Below are 21,096 nucleotides of genomic sequence, written 5' to 3'. Positions count from 1 at the left end.
GGCATAGGATCATTTCCCGATCTCCCCTGTCAATGTGCGGACGGCCTTGGGGGCCACATTCCTGGCCGACAAAGCTGTCGGCACGGATAAGGGCAGGGGCGGCGGGATCAGGGCGCCGCCGCAGTCCCTAGGCCCCGGTTTCAGAACCACCGATCCGCGCCTCGGCAGCATCGCCCGTGCCTGCTCCAGTCGCCTTTGGCCAAGCAAGGTCCAACCGTGGCGTTGATCCTGTACCATCGCGCCATATACGCCCAGCCTCACCGCCTTCACCCGTTCGCGAAATTCGGGCCGCAAGGCGGGCCGCTGTTCAAGCGAGAGCAGAGGCAGCAACGCGGAATCCCCCAAATCGCCAAGATAGCAGAGGTCGAGCGCCACCCCCTTGCCACCGACCTCCCGTGCATGACGCACATTCCATTGGGCTGCTATCGCCCCCAGATCAACGAAACAGATAGCGCTCAGCATCAGCCCCGCCGTTGCCAGATTGGTGTTGATCAGCCAGGCCGCGCTCCGCTCGCGCAACAGGCGCCAACAGATCGTCGCCAGCCCGAAGCCCACCAGCGCCATCCACACCAGCGCCGCGATCCGCAGGCGGGTGAGCGAATAGGCCTCGATATAGTCCGTCGTGCGCAGCATGGAGGAGGCGACGAGGAAGATATTCTGCCCGATCCACAGCATCACCAGCTTGCGGATGCTCCCCGTCTGGGCGGTTTCCGATCCCGGCCGCAGCGTCACCAGCACGAACAGCGCCGCCAGCAGCGCCGTCGCGATCAGGGGATAGGCGCCGCGATGGGCATAGGCCGCCATGGTCATGCCCTCCGGCATCGGCGCCCAACCCCAGAGCCAGGCGGCATCCATCAGATTTTGGGCCGCGAAGATCAGGTTGAAGACGAGCAGCGACAGCGTCACCGATGCGGCCGACACGCCGGGCAGATGCCAATCCCCCCGCCCATCGAATGTCGGCAGCAGACGCTGTGCCAGCCTTGGTCGGAGCAGGCTCCACATCATGACGAACAGCAGTCCCCAGAAGACCAGCCGCACGATCAACTCCGGCGACAGGTCGGGCAGCAGCAGGGAGGAGAAGAATTGCTCGATCAGCGGATTGGCCGCCGAAAACAGCGTCAGGATCACCACGCTCCCGATCACCGGCAAGGCCAGCGTGGCCATCGCCGCATGCAGGCTCCAGTGTCCGGCTCGCCCTGCCGCGCGGACTTTCAGCAAGCGCCTGAGATCGATCAGCGGCCCGAATGGCGCCCGCACCGCCAGCCAGAGCAGACGCTGGAACCAGCGCCACCCATCATCGAAGCGCGCCGTCGCCGGGATCAGCGCAGCCATGCCCGCCGCGGCCCAGAACAAGACCCATGCCAGCAGGCTTGCATCATAAATCAGCGCAAGCCCAAACAGCACTGCCGCCGCCATCGTCACCCATGCCCGTCGATCACGCCACATAAGAGGCCGCCCGGCCAACATTGCGCCGATCACCGTCAACGCGAACAGCCCCAGATAGCCGCCATGAAGATGGTGCTGATAGAACAGCCAGTCGCCCATCCCGACGATCAGCATGGCCGGCACCAGCTTCCAGCGGAAGCGCGCAGCCAAGGTAAAAGCAGAGGAACGCATCGATTATCTCCCTGAATGTCAGGGGCAAGATGCAGCTTCGCCAAGCAGACGGACGGGGGCCGCCGATCAATAGTTGGCGCAGATCCGGTGCAGAAAATGTGCAGGCCGCATCGGAAAGGACGGAATTCCGCCAAAAAGGCCGGCCGTTCTGCACGGCCAGTTGGGGACGCGGCTCGACCGTCTTCAACTCGTCGCTTGTCAGCTCCGTTTTGTCGCCTCTATTTTCTCTCTACTAAAGCAGTGGAGAAACCAGGATGCGCTCTCGCATGGCAATCACCCTTGCCCTTTTTCCCGGCCTGATGTCTGGTTGCGACACATCATTGGGACATGGTAAGCAGCGCTATTGCGGATCACGCATGGCGCTTTGCTGCTCTTGTTGATGAGGTTTTGTGATGGTGCAGATACATCCCCAGGCCCGAACCACGCCTGTTGTGCGGGCGGAAATCGCTCGTTCTACCGAGTCTGCCAGTGTCGTCGCAAAGCGCTATGGCATCAGCGACGAAACCGTCCGCAAGTGGCGCAGACGCGGCGAGAAGGAGGTCCAGGATCGCTCAAGCCGGCCCAAGCGCCTGGCTTGGTGCATGTCCGAGGAAGAGCGCGCCATCATCTGCGCTGTGCGCAGGTCGACTGGCTTCGCCCTGGATGATCTCACCTTCGTGCTCCGGCACTTCCTGCCACACCTCAATCGCGACAGCATCTATCGGGTGCTCAAGGCCGAGGGGCTCAACCGCCGCCCACCCAAACCCACGACGCAGCCGCGCAAAGGGCAAGGCCGCTTCAAGGACTATGATCTGGGCTTCGTCCACATCGACGTAAAACATCTGCCCAAGCTGCGTACCGCGGACGGTGAGATCCGCAAGCGCTTCCTCTATGTAGCCATCGATCGCTGCTCACGGTTCGTCCATCTCGACGTCTACGACGCCGAGAATGCCGCCAACGCTATCACCTTTCTCAACGCCGCTAGGAAGGCGTTCCCTTTCCGCATCACCCATGTCCTGACCGACCGGGGATCCTGCTTCACCGCCGACGATTTTGAACGCACTTGCGCCAAGATCAAGGTCACTCATCGCAAGACAAAACCCTATACACCCCAGACAAATGGCATGGTCGAGCGCTTCAACGGCCGCATCGCCAGCGAGGTGCTGGGCATCAACGTCGCCGGCCACGCGGATCTCGAAATCCTGTTGGCCGGCTTCAACCGCGCCTACAATCGACGACGACAGCGCGCGCTCCAAGGCAGCTCACCACGCCAGAAGGTGGAGGAACGGATCGCACTGGCACCCGCGCTCGCCAATCCTCTTTACAAACCGTCGGTACCGGACGATCTTATGACTAAAGTCGACGACATCTTATATTATGCCAATGATGTGTCGCAACCAGACACCTGATCCTCGCCGGATGCAGTCGGGCTCCCAATGGTTCCGCCTATGAAGCCGCAAACAGCGCGGCCATGGCCGAAAATGGCGAACGCTATGACGGTCATCCGGTCAGCCCGATTCATGAGGTCGCGGCCGAGCCGATGTCGACCTTCGCGGTCGATGTGGATACCGGAGCCTATGCCAATGTCCGCCGTATGCTGCGGGGCGGCCAGACCGTTCCCGCCGACGCTGTGCGCACCGAGGAGATGATCAACTATTTCCGCTACGACTATCCCCTGCCCGACGACCGGTCCGCGCCGTTCAGCGTCACCACGGATGTTTCGGCCACGCCATGGAATCCGGGCACGCGGCTGCTGCGCATTGGTCTTTGCGGCTATGATGTCGCCCGCTCGCAGCGCCCGCCCGCCAATCTGGTGTTCATGGTCGATGTGTCGGGATCGATGCAGGATGCCGACAAGCTGCCGCTGGTGAAACAGGCGCTGTCCACCCTGGCCGATGGTCTGCGACCCAACGACAGCGTGTCGATCGTCACCTATGCCGGTTATGTCGAAACGCTGGTCGAGGGCAGCCACGACCCGGCGGAGATCAAGGCGGCGCTGGACAGCCTCGCCGCCAGTGGATCGACCGCGGGTGGGCCGGCGCTCGAACGTGCCTATGACATCGCTCGCGCCCACTTCATCTCCGGTGGCATCAACCGCATCATCATGGCGACCGACGGCGATTTCAATGTTGGCCTGTCCGACCAGAAGAGCCTGGAGGCGATGGTGAAGCAGAACTGTAAGGACGGCATCTCCCTTACCACCCTGGGCTTCGGCCAGGGCAATTATAATGATGCGATGATGGAGGCGGTGGCTGATCTCGGCAACGGCAACCATGCCTATATCGACAGTGCGATGGAGGCGCGCAAAGTGCTGGATGAGGAGCTGTCCTCCACCCTCTTCACCATCGCCAGGGATGTGAAGGTGCAGGTCGAATTCAACCCTGCGCTGATCAGCCAATATCGGCTGATCGGCTATGAAAATCGTGGCCTTGCCGAGGAGGATTTTGCTGACGACCATGTCGATGCGGGCGAGATCGGCGCCGGACATCAGGTGACGGCGCTGTACGAGATCGTCCCTACAGGGGAAGCGGGTTGGGTGGCCCCGCGCAAATATGCCGCCAACCGCGCCGCAGTCGTGTCGAAGGAGGAACGGAATGAAATTGCCACCGTGCGCCTCCGCTACAAACTGCCCGAAGGCAGCAGCAGCAGGCTAATCGAACAGCCGATCCCCGCAGCCTATCTCGCCAATGCGGTCAAGCCGCTCGGTGATATGGCCTTTGCAGCGGCGGTCGCCGCCTTTGGCCAGAAGTTACGCGGCGACACGCGACTGGGCGATTTCAGCTATGCGGACATCACCCGGCTGGCCGGTGCCCAGAGCGACTATTGGCGGCAGGAATTTGTTCAGCTTGTCCGCCTTGCCAGCAATGATGGAGGCTTTTGAGATGAAACCGCTCGCAGATCGGCACTCCGGACCAGACTGGCCCAGCTCTCAGGTCCGGACCGGCCGCCTTTCGCTTCCCGGCTCTCCAGCCGGTCCAATTCAGGAACCGGGTGACAGAATGACGGTGATGATGTCCGAATAAGTGCCCGCAAGCTTGCCGGTCGGTTGACCCGGCAATGTCAGCACCAGCGACTTGCTCGCACCGCTTACACCCGCGCGCGCCAGATTGGTGAGATTGGCGCCGGCTGATGGAACATTCTGCCCGTCGAAGCTCATCGAATATCCGATGACCGAATTTGCAGGATAGGGCGATTGCGCGCCGGCAAGCACCATCTGATTATGGTTCGCCGTAGAGATATTGGCGTTGATCGACCCCGTGCTCTTGAGCGACACGGCAAGATTTTGTGTCGTCGTCGTGAAAGCGCCAAAATCAATTGTCTGTGGCCCGGCGGTAACGACGGTCAATCGATTGGGGATGGTTACGGCAAGATTGAGGCCACCAAGAGTGGAGTAACTTCCTTGCGAAGTTCCATTCGATTTAAAGCATTGGACGGTCATGCCGAGGTTTTCCGAATAAGTTCCCGATGAGAAATCTGAACCTTGACTGTTTGCCAGGAGAGAAAAATTCAATGTTCTCTGAATGGCACTTTGAGAATTGCCATTTGCAAATGTGAACTGGAGGGGGCTCGGCTGAGGTGTGCCTGTGGCAAAAGCCACATCAGCGGCCCCGGATTTTATGGAATATTGCGGACCGACAAAGCCTCCATTGCTTCCTACGCGTATCGGAGTGCCCGTGTCGGGATCGGAGAAATAGACCAGCGCATAATCCGTATTGGGATTACTCGATGCCCGCGTTACGGTAACAGTGAAGCTCGTGCTTGGCGTATCCGCTGGGTCCAGCGGATTCCAGCTGCCGATTGATACGGGAGACGAACTGAACGAGACGCTCACGACGCTGCTACTGCTGCAAGCCAGGGCATCCGATACCGTTCCCATCGCCAGAAGGGCGATTGCCAGCCGAGCCATTTTCCTCATCATTTCCCTCCCTGCGTTCCGCCGGCTGCATGCACATCGCCCAGCTGAACCACGTCATTGTCCGCCTGCCCCACGATTATTTCAAAAACGGTCGGCGGCTGCGTCGGCATTTCAATCCGCCAGCGCCCAGGCCGCATGCCCTGCGCGCCGAATTTCCCGTTCCGTCCTGTGAAGATCGTCATCGCCTCCCGTTTGGGATTGCCAAGGTCAGTCGCCTTGCCTGCCAAAAGGGAGATGGGTTCGCCATTGGCGTCGATCAGGCGGCCGAACACCAGCAGATGATAGTCCGACCCGATCGGCAGCTTATAGCCGGAGCGATAGGGCGGCCTGACCTGCGCATTACCCTGTCCCAGATCATAGCCCGCGGGCGCATCGGGCACATCATAGGTCATGGTCCGGTTGGAATAGGCGCTCAAATTGGAAGCAAGGGCGGGTCCAAGTGCACCCGAATGCGCCGTTTCTCCCTGCGCCTGCGGTTCCAGCCGAACCGATTTCGATCGCAGGCTATGGTGCGGAACCGCGATGAGAAAACTGTTCGTGATCGGGCGTCCAACCGCGACCGCGCCATCGGCAAAGGCGATCGATGTCCCCATGCGCAGTGATGTCCGCTGATCCAGCCCTTGCCCACTGCCGTCCGCAAAGGCAGCGATATGACTGACGCCCCATTCCGCACGATTGCCGGTATAGGTCCCGCCAGCATTGAACGTCGTACCTTGCGGTGTGCGATTGACGTCGGCGGAAAGCGACCATGCGCCAAGACCCTGTCCGCCATAGGCCTGATAGGATCCCTGCATCACGCCCTTCGATGTCGCTTCTGCGCGCAGTTGTGCGCGAGACCCGAGCCGCCTGATGATGCCGACGCGCAATATGCCGTCGTTGCGGCGATCGAGCCGCCGATATTCGGCCTCGGCTGTCAACCGCATCGTTTCGCCCAGCCGGACGCCGGAAAGGGTGCGAACGCCAAATTCCGAAGGCTGACCTGCAAGACGGGAGTAGCGCAGGTCAAACCCGACATAACGATCCAGCCCGAGATTGCGGTTGTAGGTCAGCGATGCCCGCAGGGAGCCGGATGGAAGAAGCTGGAAATCCCCCGGAATGGCAAAATGGACACTGCGATATTCGAAGGCCGCGCGCAATGATTGTGACTGAAGCGAATTCAGGCTTTGCCTCAGCAACTGATAGGTAACGGCAACGGCCATGCCGCTCCGTCCGTCATCCGACCTGGAACCTGTCAGGTCGATTCCCACCAGCCCCCAGGCTGAACCGAACAGCAGTTCAACGCCAAATTGCTGCGCCCGGCCATCAGCCTGGGCGTTGATGCCGGCGGTCAACTGCTGCGTCAGGCCCCGGCGCCAGAATGCCGAACCAATGGCCCGTCGCGAATAGCTCAGCCCCGCCCGGGACGGCAGGGCCAATGCGCCGCCGCTCAGTGAAAATTCGCTCAGGCCCGGCTGGAGGAGCGCCCTGTCGGAAAACTGGCTGAAATCGATGGTCCGGCGATTACCGGTCTCATCCTCTATCACCAGCCGGACATCATTGGCCCCGTCCGCCAGCGGGAAATCCGAAAGCGCATAGGTTCCCGGCTGCATGCGCCGCCGCTCTATGCTTCGACCGTTGACGATGACCTCCACGGTGCTCGGTCCAAGGATGCTGAAGCTCTGCTGGCCGGAGGATCGTATTTCGCGCTGCGGCTCCAGTTCGCTATAGAGCCGCCCTACCGCCAACCCACCTATGACTGGCGAGCCCTGAAAGCTGCGGGCGAGCGGGCGCACATCGCCAGCGACCCAGCGCATCTCCCGCTGCATATCGTCATAGACAAGGCGTGACCCCACCCGCCGGAAGGGCACATCCCCTGGGCGCGCGGAGACATAGGCTTCACCTTCGGCTACCACATCGGCTATGCGCACCGCGCCGTCCATATCGGTGACGGGTGCCTGTATGCCCGCATCCGGCCCCTGATAGACGATGTCTGCCGAAGAGCGCAGGTTGAGATAGGCCGAGACATGGGCGGGGGCGAGGTTGGTCTGGATCTGCCCCATCCCGTTCCGCAGGCTGATGTCCTTCGTCCGCCGGGCGACGACGGGAATGAGGATCGTCAGAGCAAGCCGGGCACTGTCATAGACCAGAACGATGCCTTCTCTGCCCAGGACCGGTGCACCCACGGTTTTCGCATCTCCGGCGGCGGCGGTGATGTGCTGATACACCTCGTCACGGACGAGCGGCTGGAGCAGTTGAAGGAAGCGGGGCGTTGCAACCGACAGTTCATCGCCTGGCGAAACCGCCAGCTCGACGTCGCCCAGATAGGCCGGGCCATCGGCCAGCGGCACGACGAACCATAATGTCCGCTTCGTCGGATTGATGCGCTGCGGCTGCGGCCCGCCTTCGGCCGGTGAAGCGGTGGCAGACTGCGCTGGCACGAGATCGCGGCCATCCTCCGGTTTTGGCGCGCCATATGCAGGTCTGTTCAGCATCATGGCGATGGCTATCGCTGTCGCCGTGCGCGACAGCGGGTAGCAGCGATGGCGGGTCGCCAAAACACTATTCCCTCTCGTCGAGCATCTTGGCGTTGAGCTGGCCGGTCGGGGAGGGCAGCTCCAGCGGGATGGTGAGGTTGCGCGTCTGGTGTGCCGCAACCAGACCATAGCCGACCAGCTGTTGGAATTCAGCTCCGCTCATCGTGCGGGAGAAGATTTCGGCGCCCGCCGCGTTCTTCTCTGAAATCGTGATCCGATGCTGGCTCAGATAACCATGCGCCGTGCCTGAATTGGTCACGCGCAGGACCGGGGCAGGCTTGCCGTCATGGGTGCCGAAAGACACGGAATCGATCGCCAGCGCTGCTTTCCCATTGGGGGAGGACACGTTCACCAGCACCTGGAAATTATAGACGATCTGCACCGCCGATTGCCCCTCCGGCAATTTCACCGGTAGCTGGTTGACGCTGACATAATAATGTTTGCTGCTATCGAGTGCAGGATCGCCGATCCACTGGATACGAAAGGTCTGCGTCTGCCCGGCCGGAATGATCGCGCTGGGCGGCACCACCAGCAGATTGCCGTCATCCTCCCCGCCCGGATTCAAGCCATTTTCTCCGGCGACCAGGGGCTGGACTGCGATCTCCATGGGCAGTGGGCCGGCTCCGGTGTTGTTGACGCTGACATTGGCCACCACGCCGCGTCCGGCTGATTGCAGGTCGACGACAACAGGGGATACGGTGGTCGCCCCGACTGGTGTGGCTGCCATCGACACAGCCATTGCCAGTGCGCCTGCAAACCCAAATCTCATTTTAAACCCGCTCATAAATATTCTTGCCCCATTGCCGTCATGCCGCGAGTTCAGACCGAGGGCGTAAGTGTCAAAATGATCGTGGCACTATAAGTGCCGTCGATCAGCTTCGCGCTGTTCGCCGAACTCCCCTTGTTCGTCGATACACTGAAGTTGCTTACCGATACGATAATGCTGCCCGTTCGGGGCGCGCTCTGCGTCTGGGGCGTACCTGTATAAAGGGTAGTGCTGCCCAGCGCCGTGCTTTCTCCGGTCGTGATCGTTGCGTCGGCCGTGGTCCATCCATTGGCTCGCGCGGTGAAATTGACGGTCTGGGACTGCGATGGTGTCAGGCTGGTCTGCGGATTGTTCAGCCGTAGTGCCCGCGCCGAAATGGACAGCCGCGATCCTGCATTGCAGGACCAGCCAGAAAGCGTCCAGCTGACATTGTTAAGGCCCGGATCGAGCTTGCCATTGGCTGGAACAACGGTGGACAGCGTGAGCGGTCCCGCCTGCGGCATGACGCAACTGCCGCCGACCGTTCCACCGACCGGGAAATTCCCCTGACGCGACGGGGCGGCCCGCGCCGGCATGATACCGGCGCAGGCAAGAATGATCGCGGTTCCCCAAATATATCTGCGCATCATCCCGCTCCCCTGTTGCGACCCTGTTACCCTCTTATACGCCGGGCGTCAGCGTGACAGTGATCGTGCCGCTATAATCACCTGCCACGGGCAGCTTGTCACCGGGCGAGGTGAGAGTATCGGCAGTCACGACCAGATTGGCGGCGACAGCACCAATGGTTGCCCCGCTAGTGACGGGACTGCCGCCCAGCGTCACCTTCGGCGTATAGGTCAGGTCGCTGGTGAAAGCGGCATCCGTTGTCGACTTGCTATTATGGATGGTGTTGCTGTTGGCGCCCGAAAAGCTGAGCGTCGAAGCTACGCCGTTACACCAGATGGGGGTGGCGGTGGAACTGGCGCTCTGACCCGAATTCAGCTTGCCGGTCGAGGCGCTGATACCGATCGTACCGAAGCCGATCGCACTCGTGGTGATGGCCGAACAGGTTGCGGAGACGGAACCCGACACCGCAAAGTCCTGTTGCTGGGCCATGGCCGGAGCGACATTAAGCGCCGCAAGCGCGATTGCGCCAATCATTAACTTCTTCATGACAATTTCCCTTTCACTTGCTCAACACATGGGAATGGGAATGCCCCCCTTCCCGGCACAGTCGCGGGTGGCAGGGTCGCCGGTCCGCTTTCTGTCTCCTTTGTCCGCGCCCCGTCATTGCTGGGCCGCGATCGTAATCGTCAAAACATCGGAATAGCTGCCCGCGACAAGACGGGTCGTTGTCGGCAGCGTCCATCCTATGTTGAGCGCCGCATTCTGATTGACCGATGTGCCATTGCCCGATGACAGTCCAGTTCCGGCTGGCGAGAGCTGACAGTTGCTGGCGCCCGCGACCAGTGCTGTCGATGCGCAGGTGGCGCTGATGGTCCCGCCTCCATTGTCCAGCGGCACGGAAAGACTGAAATTATAGGCCAGCAGATTGCTGAAGCTGCTCGACGGTGCGGCAGTCGCATTTTTCAGCCCGCCGCGAGCCGATGTGGCCTTGACCACATATTTGAGGTTGCAGTTGACCACTGCCGCCGCGGTAACGGTTCCGTTTGCGTTGAGATTGGCATTGCCGAACTGCCCGGATGCCGTCAGGCCGCAGCTTTTGGCGATCGTGCCCGTGGCTGTGACGGTCAGGGTTTGTGCCTTCACTGGTGCGGTCAGGCTCCAGCCAGACCCGCACAGCATCACCATTGCGGTAAAGTACGCCGCGCGCATGCCTCCCTCCCCGACAAGATCGCCATTCTTGCCCCAAAAGAAAGATGCGATCTCTTGCTTCAGTGATATGCGATTCGGGAAATCGTTACAACGGCGTTTACCAACTTTCTTGATGAAATATTCCGGGAATCAGTCATTTTACCGTAATGTACATCCCAAAATAATTGTAATGTTCCAATATGATACAATGATAATTCATTATATTTCTTAGGATATATATCTATAGTTTTGAGCATTATTGGCAATTCATCTTACAGGGGCAAATCGAAGGAGTCGCCATTTCCCCATGGCCCCTCATGTGACAATGTCCGCAGCCTCAAAAATGAAGAGTGAAGTTGAGCGTCGCTCGTGCATCCGAACGGATGTCATTGTCAGCCGCGAGTCCCAAATCCCGCATCGGCCGTCGCAGGGAGGCGAGGGTCAACCGCCAGTTGCTCTGCCCGGCTGCCGTACCGGAACCATGAGAGAAAGAAAGTTCCGGCCCGTGCCCGGTGGCTGGAGCGCCGCCCAGAGCTTCGGCGAGACGTGTCAGTTCATTCTGACCCGACGACCTTTTTACCGACAGATAATCCAGAAACAGACTGCTGTCGTTGCCGAAGGTAAAGCCGCCTCCGAACTGGGCCATAGTGGTTGCCAGCCGATGCGGCGTCACCTCCAGAACAGAAAGCCTGCGTGCCATACGCGCATATTGAGCGTCGAGGACGAAGGCAATCGATGGTGCCAATGGCAGGGTTGCGGACGCGCCGAGGAATTTCAGCGCCCAGCGATCCACTGTTAAAGGCAGGGCGTAACGCTGCTCGAAATTGGCGGCCCGGCCACCGGACAGGCTCAATTCGACCGGCCCAAGGTCGGTCTGTGCCGAATGAAATTTCGTGTTCGCCAGATCGAAACGATCCAGGTCCCGCAGGCCGGCATGCCAGTCCAGTCCCGCCGATAATCGACGGCCCGAGCGCATATTATATGTTCCAAGCTTCTCGCCCATTCGGGCAAGGAGAAGGCTGGCCATCCTTGGATCAGGGTCCGGCCGTGCAAGGGCAGGGGTTGTGCCCGCACCTAATGCCAATATCGTCCAAATCACTATTGGATAGGGTTTGCATCCTGTCATCCGACCAGCCTCCCCGCTCTATCCAGAGACGTTGTCGCATGGTCCAACCGCAGTTCATGCGTGGAAGTTTTTCTTCCGGCGATTGCTGATTGGCGTCCAGCGCGGCCGGATTATCTTGCCAGTGGCAGGAGATGAAGGGCATCGATTAGGCGTCAGCCACCTCAACAGTCGTGAATTCGCGCCAGAGCAATATGAGCGCAGCCATCGTGGCTGGGCCAATGAAGAGCCCCAACAAGCCAAAGCGTTCGACACCGCCCAATATACCGATGAGTACCCAGAGAAACGGAACCTTGGTGGCTCCTCCGATCAAAGCGGGCCGGACGAAGTGATCCGCAATGGCAATGACCAGCAAGCCGATGGCGACAATTACGGCCGCTGCAAGCAAGCCTCCATTGGCCACCAGCAAAAGGGCTGCAATGCCAATGGCGATGATGGCCCCGAAAGGGATCATCGCCGCGATGGCCGTGAGGACGCCCAGCAGGACGGCGTGAGGAACCCCGGCGATCGCATATGCGACCGCCATGGCCGCTCCTTCGCCCAGGCCCACGAGAACCAGGCCGTCTATCGTCCCCCGGACAGAGCGCACGATCTGCTCGGCCAACCGTTCCCCGCGCGGCCCCAGGCTGCGGTCGATTGCCGTCCCGATCTGATCCGCGACGGAGCGATGCTCGCGTAACAGGAAGAACAGGGCGATCATCGTAAAGGCAAAGATCACGGTTCGATGAATGATGCTCGCGCCCAGCATTTTCGAATGGGCAATCACCGTCGCTGCGTCGAGCCGCCGAAATTCCTGCTGGGCCAGTTCCGGTGTTGCGAGATGCGCCCGCCACCAGCCCGATACAAATTCTCTGCCGACCGGCAAATGCCAAACCCAGGAGGGTTCAGCTACGCCCGTCCGCTGGGCGGCATTGAACCATTGCGCCACATCACGCGCTTCGCTGGCAGCTTCCGCGACGATCAGCGAGAGCGGCACCAGAATGATAAGAGCGACGCCCGCCGTGAACAGCAGCGGCAGGACAACCCGCGCCCCGCCTTTTCCCGACCGCTTCTCAAAGCGCTCATAGAGCGGCAGCACGGCGATTGCGACGACGGCCGCCCAGAGGAGCGCGGGCAGCATGCTTGCACTGAGCCACAAGCCCAGGAAGAGCAATGCTCCGGCCGTGAGCAGCAACGACATTTTACGGACACGCGTTAACTCGTTCATTCGCCCTCCTGCGATCGCAAGCCTGCCGATTGAGCTCCACCGCACCATGAACAGGGCGGTACCGCGATTCCATGGGTAATGATATCGAGCAATGAGAGAACTGGCACTTTCCTGATCGCGATGGTTGCTTGCACGATCAGGCGTCGATCCAAATGCGGCATTGGTCGCCAAATTTGGGATCAATCAAAAGCAGAGCAACGCCTGCCGATAGCTCCTCCTATTTCCGCTCTTAATCGATCCCGCCGCCGCTGGCCTGATACAGCGCCACCATGTCCGAGAGGCGGGCGGAGCGCGCCTGAATCAGCTGAGCCTGTGCCTGCGCGTTGGCTGCGGCAGCGGTCAGGACAGTCAGTGTCCCGGCGTCGCCCAGCTCCAATTGGCGCTTGGCAAAGCCGAAGCTTTTCGCCGCCGCGCTGGCCGCGCGATCGGAAGCGTCCAACGCCTGCGCATCGGTCCGAAGCCCCGTCAGGGCATCGCTCACATCGAGAAAGGCCTGGAGTACGGCGGCGCGATATTGCGCCTTCGTGACATCCAGCGCGGCTTCAGCGGCATGTTGCTGATGCAGCAAGGCGCCCGCGTGGAAAATTGGCTGGGTGATGCCGCCGATCAGGGACCAGAACGGATTGCCGTCGACGAACATGCTGCCGAAATCCTGCGCGATGCCGCCCGCGCTGGCAGTCAGCTGGATCGACGGCAGACGCGCGGCGATCGCGGTGCCCAGATCGGCCCCGGCGCCGGCGAGTTGCGCGCCCGCCGCCAGAATATCGGGTCGGCGCGCGACCAGCGCGCTTGGTATGGCAACCGGGATCGTCCTGGGCAGGGCAAGGCAGGATTGGCCCGGCAGATCGGGAATGTCCGTCCCGGCCGGCTGTCCTAACAGGATCGCGATCAGCGCCCGTTCATGCGTTTCCGCCCGCAGCAGCGGCGGCAGCGCCGTTTCGGCCAAAGCCAGCGCCGTTTGCTGGGTGGAGACGTCTGCTGCGCCGACGGTGCCCAGTGCCTGCCGCTTTTGCAGCAGGATCAGAATGTCCCGATTGGCCGCGATGCTGGCCCGCGTGGCGTCGATCTGCGCGGCCAGAGAAGCCCGCAGGATCACGGCGTTGACGAGATTGGCAACGGCCGTCTGTCGAGCGGCCCGCAAGCGGTAGCGCTGGACGTCCGCCGCCGCGTGGGCCGAACGGATTTTCGAATGAACTCCGCCGAAGATATCCAGTGGATAGGTAATGGTGAGTTGTGCGCTATGCAGCGAATAGAGCAACTGGTTGGGATCGGTGACAGGTGGCGCCAGGCCGGCGGACGTCCGGGCACGCTGCGCCTGATAGCTGCCGTCGATCTGCGGCAGGGCGGCGCCTCCGGCGGCGGCGGCTAGTTCCTGTGTCTGGCGGAGCGTTGCCTCGGCGACGTGGATGTCTTCGTTCGCGTGGAGCGCCTGATCGACAAGCCTATCCAGACCCGGACAGGCAAAGCTCGTCCACCAGGTCGAAGGCGCGTCCGCACCAACCGCGATGGTCTGTACCGGGCCGTGCTCCGGCGTGATCGGTGCAAGGGAGGCGCCGGCGCCGCCGTCAGCGGGCAGGGCAGGGTGCGCGTCGATGTGCCGGGGACCCATGGAACAGCCGGCCAGGGCCAGCGACGCGATCAGGGCGATCGAACGCTTCATACCGTTACCTCATGATGGCCGACATCGCGCCCATGCGCGCCCCGATCCTCCGGCGAGACATGCCGGGAAAAACGGTCGACCAGAGCTGGCAGGACCAGCAGGATCAGTGCGGGTGCCAATGTCATGCCGCCGACGACGACCAGCGCCAGCGGTTTCTGGACCTGACTGCCGATGCCGTTCGACAGGGCGGCCGGCAGCAGGCCGATCGCCGCGACAAGGCAGGTCATGATCACCGGCCGCATGCTGTGCCGGGTGGCCAGCGCCAGCGCTTCGGCGCGCCGGCTGCCTTCATCCATCGCCTGATTGAAGTTGGTGACGATCAATATGCCGTCCATGACAGCGATCCCGAAGAGCGCGACGAAGCCGATGGCGGCGGAAATGCTGAACGCCGTGCCCGTCAGCGCCAGGGCCAGCACACCGCCCACGATCGCCATCGGAATGGCGGAAAAGGCCAGCAGACTGTCCCGGATCGACCCGAAATTGGCGTAGAGCAGAATCAGGATCAGCAGCAGGCTGATGGGGATGACGATTTCCAGCCGCGCGACGGCGTTGTTGAGATTGTCGAGTTCCCCGGCCCATTCCAGATGATAGCCTGACGGCAGATGCACATCATGCTGGATACGCTGCTTGGCCTCCGCCACCGTGCTGCCCAGATCGCGCCCACGCACGCTGAATTTGATCGGAATGTAGCGCTCCTGATGCTCGCGATAGATGAAGGAGGCGCCGGACGTCAGGCGAACGTCCGCGATTTCTGACAAGGGCACCTGAACCACGCCGTTGCCCGACGGTGAGGGCGCGCCGACGGTGATCCGCTTGATCGCCTCGACCGTGTCGCGCTGTTCGGGCTTCAGGCGCACCATGATCGGAAAATGGCGGTCGGTCCCGTGTTCGTAGAGATTGGCGGGCGACTGACCACCGATCGCCGCAGCCACCGTCTGGTTGATATCGTCGGGCGTCAGGCCATAACGGGATGCCCGCGCGCGATCGATGTCGATGCGAACCGTCGGCTGGCCCAGCGACTGGAACACGCCAAGATCGGTGATGCCGCGCACCTTTGCCATCTGATTGCGGACATCATCGGCCAACCGCTCCAGCGTTGGCAGGTCAGGCCCAAACAATTTGATCGAATTGGCGCCTTTGACCCCGGACGCCGCTTCTTCGACATTGTCCTCGATATATTGAGAGAAGGAGAAGTCGACGCCGGGATAGCGCGCCGTCAACCGTTTGGAGAGTTCGGCGGTCAGCGTCTCCTTCGTGACCCCGCTCGGCCAACTGCCGAAGGGCTTTAGCGGTACGAAGAATTCGGCGTTGAAGAATCCGGTCGAGTCCGTTCCGTCATCGGGCCGGCCATGGGCGGACAGAACCGCCTCGACCTCGGGATATTGCATGATCATGCGGCGAACGCCGTTGACCACCGGCTGGCCGGCCTCCAGACTGATCGACGGCGGCAGGGACGCCCGAATATAAAGATTGCCCTCCTCCAGATGAGGCAGGAACTCAACCCCGAGCGAACGGACACCGATCAGCGCGGCGCAGATCAGCAATGTCATGCCGCCAAAGGTCAGCAGCCGGTTGGCCAGCGCAAAAGCCGCCGCCGGTTCATAGAGACTGCGCAGTTTTGCGACGATCCTCGTCTCGACCTCCGACAGCCGGTCGGGCAGCAGGATCGCGGAGAGAACCGGCGCAACCGTGAAGGTGGCGATGACGCCGCCGGAAATGGCGTAGGCGTAGGTTTTCGCCATCGGGCCGAAGATATGGCCTTCCACGCCGGTCAAGGTGAAGAGGGGCAGGAAGCTGGCGATGATGATCGCGGCGGCGAAGAAGATGCCGCGACTGACCTCATGGCTTGCATGCAGGATCGAGGACATGCGCGTCGCGCGCGAAAAATGGCCATGGCCCGCATCCACGGCGGCTGATCGCTCGACCATATGGCGGAAGATATTCTCGACCATGATGACGCTGGCGTCGACGACCAGCCCGAAATCGAGGGCGCCGACCGACAGAAGATTGGCGCTCTCTCCCTGCGCGATCAGGATCAGCACGGCGAAGGCCAGCGCGAACGGAATGGTCGCCGCGACGATGAGTGCGCTTCGCAGATTACCGAGAAACAGCCATTGCAGGGCAAAGATCAGGACGATGCCGGCGACCAGATTTTCAAGAACGGTATGGGTCGTCAGCCGGATCAGATCGGACCGGTCGTAGATGCGCTCCAGATGCACGCCGGGCGGCAGGGTGCCGGAGGCGTTGATGTCCGCGACCTCCTTCTGAACGGCTTCGATCGTCGGCATCGATTTTGCGCCGCGCTGCATCAGCACGACGCCCTGAACGATATCGTCCTTGTCGTTGTAGCCAGCAATGCCGAGGCGCGGCGCATTGCCGATGCGGATTTTCGCGACATCCTTCAGCAATATGGGCTGGCTACCGGCCGTGCCCACAAGGACATTTTCGATGCCGCCGACCGACTGGATCAGGCCGACGCCGCGAACAATGGCGGCCTGCGACCCGAAATTGATGGTCTGACCGCCGACATTGGCGTCGCTCTTGCCGAGCGCTGCCATGACCTGCGCAATGGTGACGCCATGGGCGATCAGCCGGTCATTGTCGATGACCGCTTCATAGGTCCGCAGCTTGCCGCCCCAGCCGGTCACGTCGATGACGCCGGGAATGCGCTTGAAGCGCCGTTGCAATACCCAGTCCTGCAACGTCTTGAGGTCCATGACCGAATAGCCGGCAGGCGCGGCGATGCGATAGCGATAGATTTCGCCGATCGGGCTGGTCGGCGAGATGGCGGGTTGGGCTCCCCCCGTCAGCGGCTGCAATTGCGACAGGCGATTGATGACCTGCTGCTGCGCCTGTTCGAACGTCACGTCATAGCTGAACTGCACCTTGATATCGGACAGACCGAACAGGGAAATCGCCCGAACGGTGGTCAGGTGCGGCAATCCGGCCATCTGCACCTCGATCGGGATGGTGACGTTGCGTTCCATCTCCTCGGCCGACAGGCCCTGGGTCTGGGTGACGATCTCGACCATCGGCGGGACGGGATCGGGATAGGCCTCTATGTTGAGATTGATGAAGCCGATGACGCCCGCGATCAGGATCGTCGCGAACAGGGCGACGATCAGCGGCCGCTGGCGCAGCGCAAATCCGACAATGCGATTCACTGGCCAAGGCCCGCTTCATTCACGAAAATGGCGCCTGCGGTCACGATCCGCTCCCCGGTCTTCAACCCGGACATGATCTCGACCGAGCCATTCTGCTCGTCCCCGGTCCGCACCGGGCGCGCGGCGAGCAGGCCATCGCCCCGCAGGACCCAGACCCGCGCAGTTTCGCCTTCATGAATGACCGCGACCGCCGGCACGTGGATCGCGGGGTGGACGGTTTTGCCGCGGATGGCGAAACTCGCGAACATCTGGGGTTTCAGCACGGCTCCGGGATTGGGCACGGTCGCTCGCACCGGCAGGCGATGGGTGGCGGGATCGAGGGCGGCGCCAACGGTGTCGACCGTTGCCTTGAAGATACGGCCGGGGAAAGCGGGCGTCGTCACGTCGACCAGATCCCCGACATGCACCGACGCGGCATCGCCTTCGGCAATCTGGGCCACCAGCCAGACCCGTGAGGGATCGGTGATGGTGAAGACCGGCTTGTCCCCACCGGCGGCGACATATTGGCCCGGCGACACGTCCCGGCCCGCGATCAGACCGGCAATGGGCGCGTGCAGCGTGGTCTGTTCATGCAGGCCGGAAACCTCGCGCACGGACTCAAGCCGGCCGATTTCAGTGGGTGACTTGCCCAGGATCGCCAGCTTGTCACGGGCGGCGCCCAGCGCTGCTTCGGCCGTGCGCTCCTGCGCTTGCGCGGATATGAGGTCGGTGGTTGACTGCTGATAATCCTTCAGCGCGCCGCCGGCGGTTTCGTAGATCTGCCGTTGCCGGTCGGCATTGCGCTTGGCGCTTGCGACCTGCGATTGCGCGGTCATCAGCGCCGAACGCGCGGAAAACAGCGCATTGCGTGCATCAACGAAGTCGGTTGTCTTCACGATCAGCAAGGGCTGGTTTTTGGTCACATATTGACCGGCATCGACCAGAACGCGGACGACCTGCCCGGCATAGGGCATCAGGACGGGCGTACTGAGATCGCCGTCGGCGGTGATCGTACCCGTGGCCGATGTGAGATTGGCCAGATCGCCCATGCCGACAGTCTGGATGGTCATGGCCGCCAGTTGGTCATGAGTCGGCCGGAAAGTGCCCGGCGGCGTCACCGGCTCGGCGGCGGGCGCGCGATGCAACAGCGGCCCGGCGAAGGAGATGATCGTGAGGACTGCAGCGAAACCCCCGGCCGCGATGCCCAAAATCCGGAGTTGGGTTCTGGAGGTCAGCCTCCGTCCCTCCGGCATGTTCACATCGTCGATCGTCTCGTTCATCGTCCGCCTTCCCAATCTGGCGGAACGCGATAGATATGCTGGCTTACATGAAACTTACGACTGGCGACGGCCGATGCGCATTCTGATTGTCGAGGACGATATCGAATTGGCCGGCACGCTGAGGGAAGCGCTCAGGCAGCGCGGCGTCGCCTCCGATATCGCGCATAGCGTGCAAAGGGCGGAAGACTCTCTGGCGGTCCTCGATTATGCGGCGGTGCTGCTCGACCTTGGTCTGCCAGATGGAGACGGGCAGCAATTGCTCGGCAATATGCGAAGCCGCCGCGACGGGCGGCCGGTAATCATCCTGACCGCGCGCGGCGAAACCCGCGCGCGGATCGACGGGCTGAATGCAGGAGCGGACGATTATCTGACCAAGCCCTTCGATGTCGATGAACTGCACGCCCGGCTGATGGCCGTGCTGCGGCGGCAGGGTGGATATCAGGGAACGTCCATCCACTGCGCCAATCTGCGGGTTGATCTGGGCGCCCATGCCGCGTTCGTGGACGATAGTCCGCTCACCCTGTCGTCGCGTGAAATGGAATTGCTTGAACTGCTGTCCCGGCGGTCTGGCCGGATCGTCCCGAAGCGTCTGGCGGAGGATCATCTGTTCGGGCTGGACGGCAATCTCGATTCCAACGCCATTGAGGTCTATATGCACAGGCTCCGCCGTCGCCTGAAGGCCGTCAGCGCCAAGGTGGTCATCGAAACCGTTCGCGGCGTGGGTTATATGCTGGCCGCGAGGCCATGAGGGTGCCGGTCCGCCGATCGCTTCTGGCGCAGGTCGTGTTCCTGTATGGCGCGACCGCCATTGCCACAGCCATTGTGCTGCCCTTCGCGGTATCGGCCATGCTCCGCAAGACCGCGAGCCGTTATGAACATGGCATCCTGTCGGCCCAGACGAACAGTCTGGCAAGCACATTGGCGGCCCGCGGCGCATCCGATTGTAATATTCCGACACCGGCCTCGCCTTCCCCCATGCAGGAAGGCCTCGCCTATATCGTGACCGACCGTACCGGACGGGTCCTCAGCCGCCATGGACCGGCACGGCCCGGACTAGAGCGAGCCGCACCTCGTGAAACGGTGCCCCGCTTTTTCCGGGTGGGCCCGCTCGAAGGCCTGAGTACGCCGCTGGATCAGGGGCGTTGCGCGTGGATCATCATGTCTCAGGACAGGGACGCGCCGCAATTTGTCTCCGATGATATCGTTCGAAGCTTTTTGGCGCAGTTCGCGCTGCTTTTCATTCCGCTCCTGTTTCTGGTTCCCGCCATCGGGGCTCTGTTGACGGGACGCATGATCCACCGTTTGAAGCGGATCGCCGATATCGCAACGTCCATCGGTCCTCGCACGGCCGATATCCGATTACCGCTCGACAGTCTGCCCGCCGAAGTCGTCCCTCTCGCCTCCGCAACCAATCGCGCGCTGGACCGGCTGGCCGACGGGCTTCGCGCCCAGTCGGAATTTGCCGCCAATGTCGCCCATGAGTTGCGAACGCCGCTGGCATTGATCAGGCTGAAGGTCCAGACACTGGAAGAAACGGAAGATCGCGGGCAATTGCTGAACGCGGTCGACCGCGCGGGGCGGGTCGTGACCCAGCTTCTGGCGCTTGTCGAACTGGAACGCTCGGATGAAGCGGCGCCATCGCTATTCCGCCCCAAGCCGGTGGTGGAAACCATGCTGGTGGATCGTGCGCCGCATATCTTATCGACGGGCCGGACGATCGAACTGCTGGAGGGAGGAGATGATGCGTTGCGCGTGGGGCAACCAGAGATGCTGGCCCTGGCGCTCGACAATCTTCTCGACAACGCGCTCCACCATACGCCGCCCGGTACGAACATCTCTGTCACGGTTCATCCCGACGGCAGTATCTCCGTGGAGGATGACGGTCCGGGCATAGCGCCCGAATTTATGGGCAGGATCACCCAGCGTTTCTGGCGGGCCGATCGTCAAAGCGGCTCGGGCGTCGGTATTGGACTTTCGATCGTCAACCGGATTGCATCAAGCAATGGAGGGAGGCTGGAAGTCTCTATACCATCGAGCGGAAGAGGGATCAGGTTCATGCTGACGCATCGCGCCAATGGGGAAGGGCAGAACTGAAAGG

16 protein-coding genes are annotated in these 21,096 nt (G+C 61.8%); 4 read left to right on the top strand and 12 right to left on the bottom strand.

What is annotated here, in order from left to right; genetic code table 11:
• Positions 1-9: 9 nt before the first annotated feature.
• Positions 10-1,617 carry a DUF4153 domain-containing protein gene (locus tag HUK73_RS20690; RefSeq protein ID WP_176593732.1) on the bottom strand — a complete coding sequence of 536 codons (1,608 nt, stop codon included), beginning with the start codon at positions 1,615-1,617 and terminating at the stop codon, positions 10-12.
• A gap of 392 nt (positions 1,618-2,009) precedes the next feature.
• Between HUK73_RS20690 and HUK73_RS20685 the strand changes: the two genes are divergently transcribed.
• Together HUK73_RS20685 and HUK73_RS20680 are read left to right on the top strand one after the other, a co-directional pair.
• Positions 2,010-3,005: an IS481 family transposase gene (locus HUK73_RS20685; protein ID WP_176593731.1), complete on the top strand. Its 996-nt coding sequence runs from the start codon at positions 2,010-2,012 to the stop codon at positions 3,003-3,005.
• A 62-nt stretch (positions 3,006-3,067) separates the two neighbouring features.
• Complete coding sequence (locus tag HUK73_RS20680; protein ID WP_176593730.1) at positions 3,068-4,477, top strand: VWA domain-containing protein; 1,410 nt, start codon at positions 3,068-3,070, stop codon at positions 4,475-4,477.
• 99 nt (positions 4,478-4,576) lie between these two features.
• Here HUK73_RS20680 and HUK73_RS20675 read toward each other — a convergent pair whose 3' ends face one another.
• The 11 genes from HUK73_RS20675 to HUK73_RS20625 form a co-directional block, all read right to left on the bottom strand.
• On the bottom strand, positions 4,577-5,503 hold the full coding sequence (locus HUK73_RS20675; protein WP_176593729.1) for a hypothetical protein: 927 nt from the start codon (positions 5,501-5,503) through the stop codon (positions 4,577-4,579).
• 8 nt (positions 5,504-5,511) lie between these two features.
• On the bottom strand, positions 5,512-8,046 hold the full coding sequence (locus tag HUK73_RS20670) for a fimbria/pilus outer membrane usher protein (RefSeq protein ID WP_176593728.1): 2,535 nt from the start codon (positions 8,044-8,046) through the stop codon (positions 5,512-5,514).
• A 4-nt stretch (positions 8,047-8,050) separates the two neighbouring features.
• Positions 8,051-8,752: a fimbria/pilus periplasmic chaperone gene (locus tag HUK73_RS20665; protein WP_255326458.1), complete on the bottom strand. Its 702-nt coding sequence runs from the start codon at positions 8,750-8,752 to the stop codon at positions 8,051-8,053.
• A gap of 92 nt (positions 8,753-8,844) precedes the next feature.
• The gene (locus HUK73_RS20660; RefSeq protein WP_176593726.1) at positions 8,845-9,420 is read right to left on the bottom strand and encodes a hypothetical protein; all 576 of its coding nucleotides are present in this window, start codon (positions 9,418-9,420) and stop codon (positions 8,845-8,847) included.
• 31 nt (positions 9,421-9,451) lie between these two features.
• Entirely contained in the window at positions 9,452-9,943 is a 492-nt protein-coding gene (locus HUK73_RS20655; RefSeq protein ID WP_176593725.1) for a hypothetical protein, read from the bottom strand.
• 114 nt (positions 9,944-10,057) lie between these two features.
• A complete protein-coding gene (locus tag HUK73_RS20650; protein WP_176593724.1) occupies positions 10,058-10,606 on the bottom strand; it encodes a hypothetical protein in 549 nt (182 codons plus the stop codon).
• 316 nt (positions 10,607-10,922) lie between these two features.
• Positions 10,923-11,612 carry a hypothetical protein gene (locus HUK73_RS20645; protein ID WP_176593723.1) on the bottom strand — a complete coding sequence of 230 codons (690 nt, stop codon included), beginning with the start codon at positions 11,610-11,612 and terminating at the stop codon, positions 10,923-10,925.
• A gap of 244 nt (positions 11,613-11,856) precedes the next feature.
• Positions 11,857-12,915 carry an AI-2E family transporter gene (locus tag HUK73_RS20640; RefSeq protein WP_176593722.1) on the bottom strand — a complete coding sequence of 353 codons (1,059 nt, stop codon included), beginning with the start codon at positions 12,913-12,915 and terminating at the stop codon, positions 11,857-11,859.
• A 229-nt stretch (positions 12,916-13,144) separates the two neighbouring features.
• On the bottom strand, positions 13,145-14,575 hold the full coding sequence (locus HUK73_RS20635; protein ID WP_176593721.1) for an efflux transporter outer membrane subunit: 1,431 nt from the start codon (positions 14,573-14,575) through the stop codon (positions 13,145-13,147).
• Positions 14,572-17,739, bottom strand: coding sequence for a CusA/CzcA family heavy metal efflux RND transporter (locus tag HUK73_RS20630; protein WP_176593720.1), 3,168 nt, complete (start codon positions 17,737-17,739; stop codon positions 14,572-14,574). The genes HUK73_RS20635 and HUK73_RS20630 overlap by 4 nt, the downstream gene beginning before the upstream one ends.
• Positions 17,736-18,998, bottom strand: a complete 1,263-nt coding sequence (locus tag HUK73_RS20625) for an efflux RND transporter periplasmic adaptor subunit (RefSeq protein ID WP_176593719.1) — start codon at positions 18,996-18,998, stop codon at positions 17,736-17,738. The genes HUK73_RS20630 and HUK73_RS20625 overlap by 4 nt, the downstream gene beginning before the upstream one ends.
• Positions 18,999-19,071: 73 nt before the next feature.
• Between HUK73_RS20625 and HUK73_RS20620 the strand changes: the two genes are divergently transcribed.
• Together HUK73_RS20620 and HUK73_RS20615 are read left to right on the top strand one after the other, a co-directional pair.
• Positions 19,072-19,746 (top strand): response regulator transcription factor, encoded by a 675-nt coding sequence (locus HUK73_RS20620; protein ID WP_176593718.1) that lies wholly within the window; start codon positions 19,072-19,074, stop codon positions 19,744-19,746.
• On the top strand, positions 19,743-21,092 hold the full coding sequence (locus HUK73_RS20615; RefSeq protein WP_176593717.1) for an ATP-binding protein: 1,350 nt from the start codon (positions 19,743-19,745) through the stop codon (positions 21,090-21,092). The genes HUK73_RS20620 and HUK73_RS20615 overlap by 4 nt, the downstream gene beginning before the upstream one ends.
• Positions 21,093-21,096: the final 4 nt, after the last annotated feature.

The organism is Sphingobium sp. EM0848 (genome assembly GCF_013375555.1).
In the GTDB taxonomy this organism is placed as follows: Bacteria; Pseudomonadota; Alphaproteobacteria; order Sphingomonadales; family Sphingomonadaceae; genus Sphingobium.
This window is presented reverse-complemented; position numbering and strand designations above follow the sequence as displayed.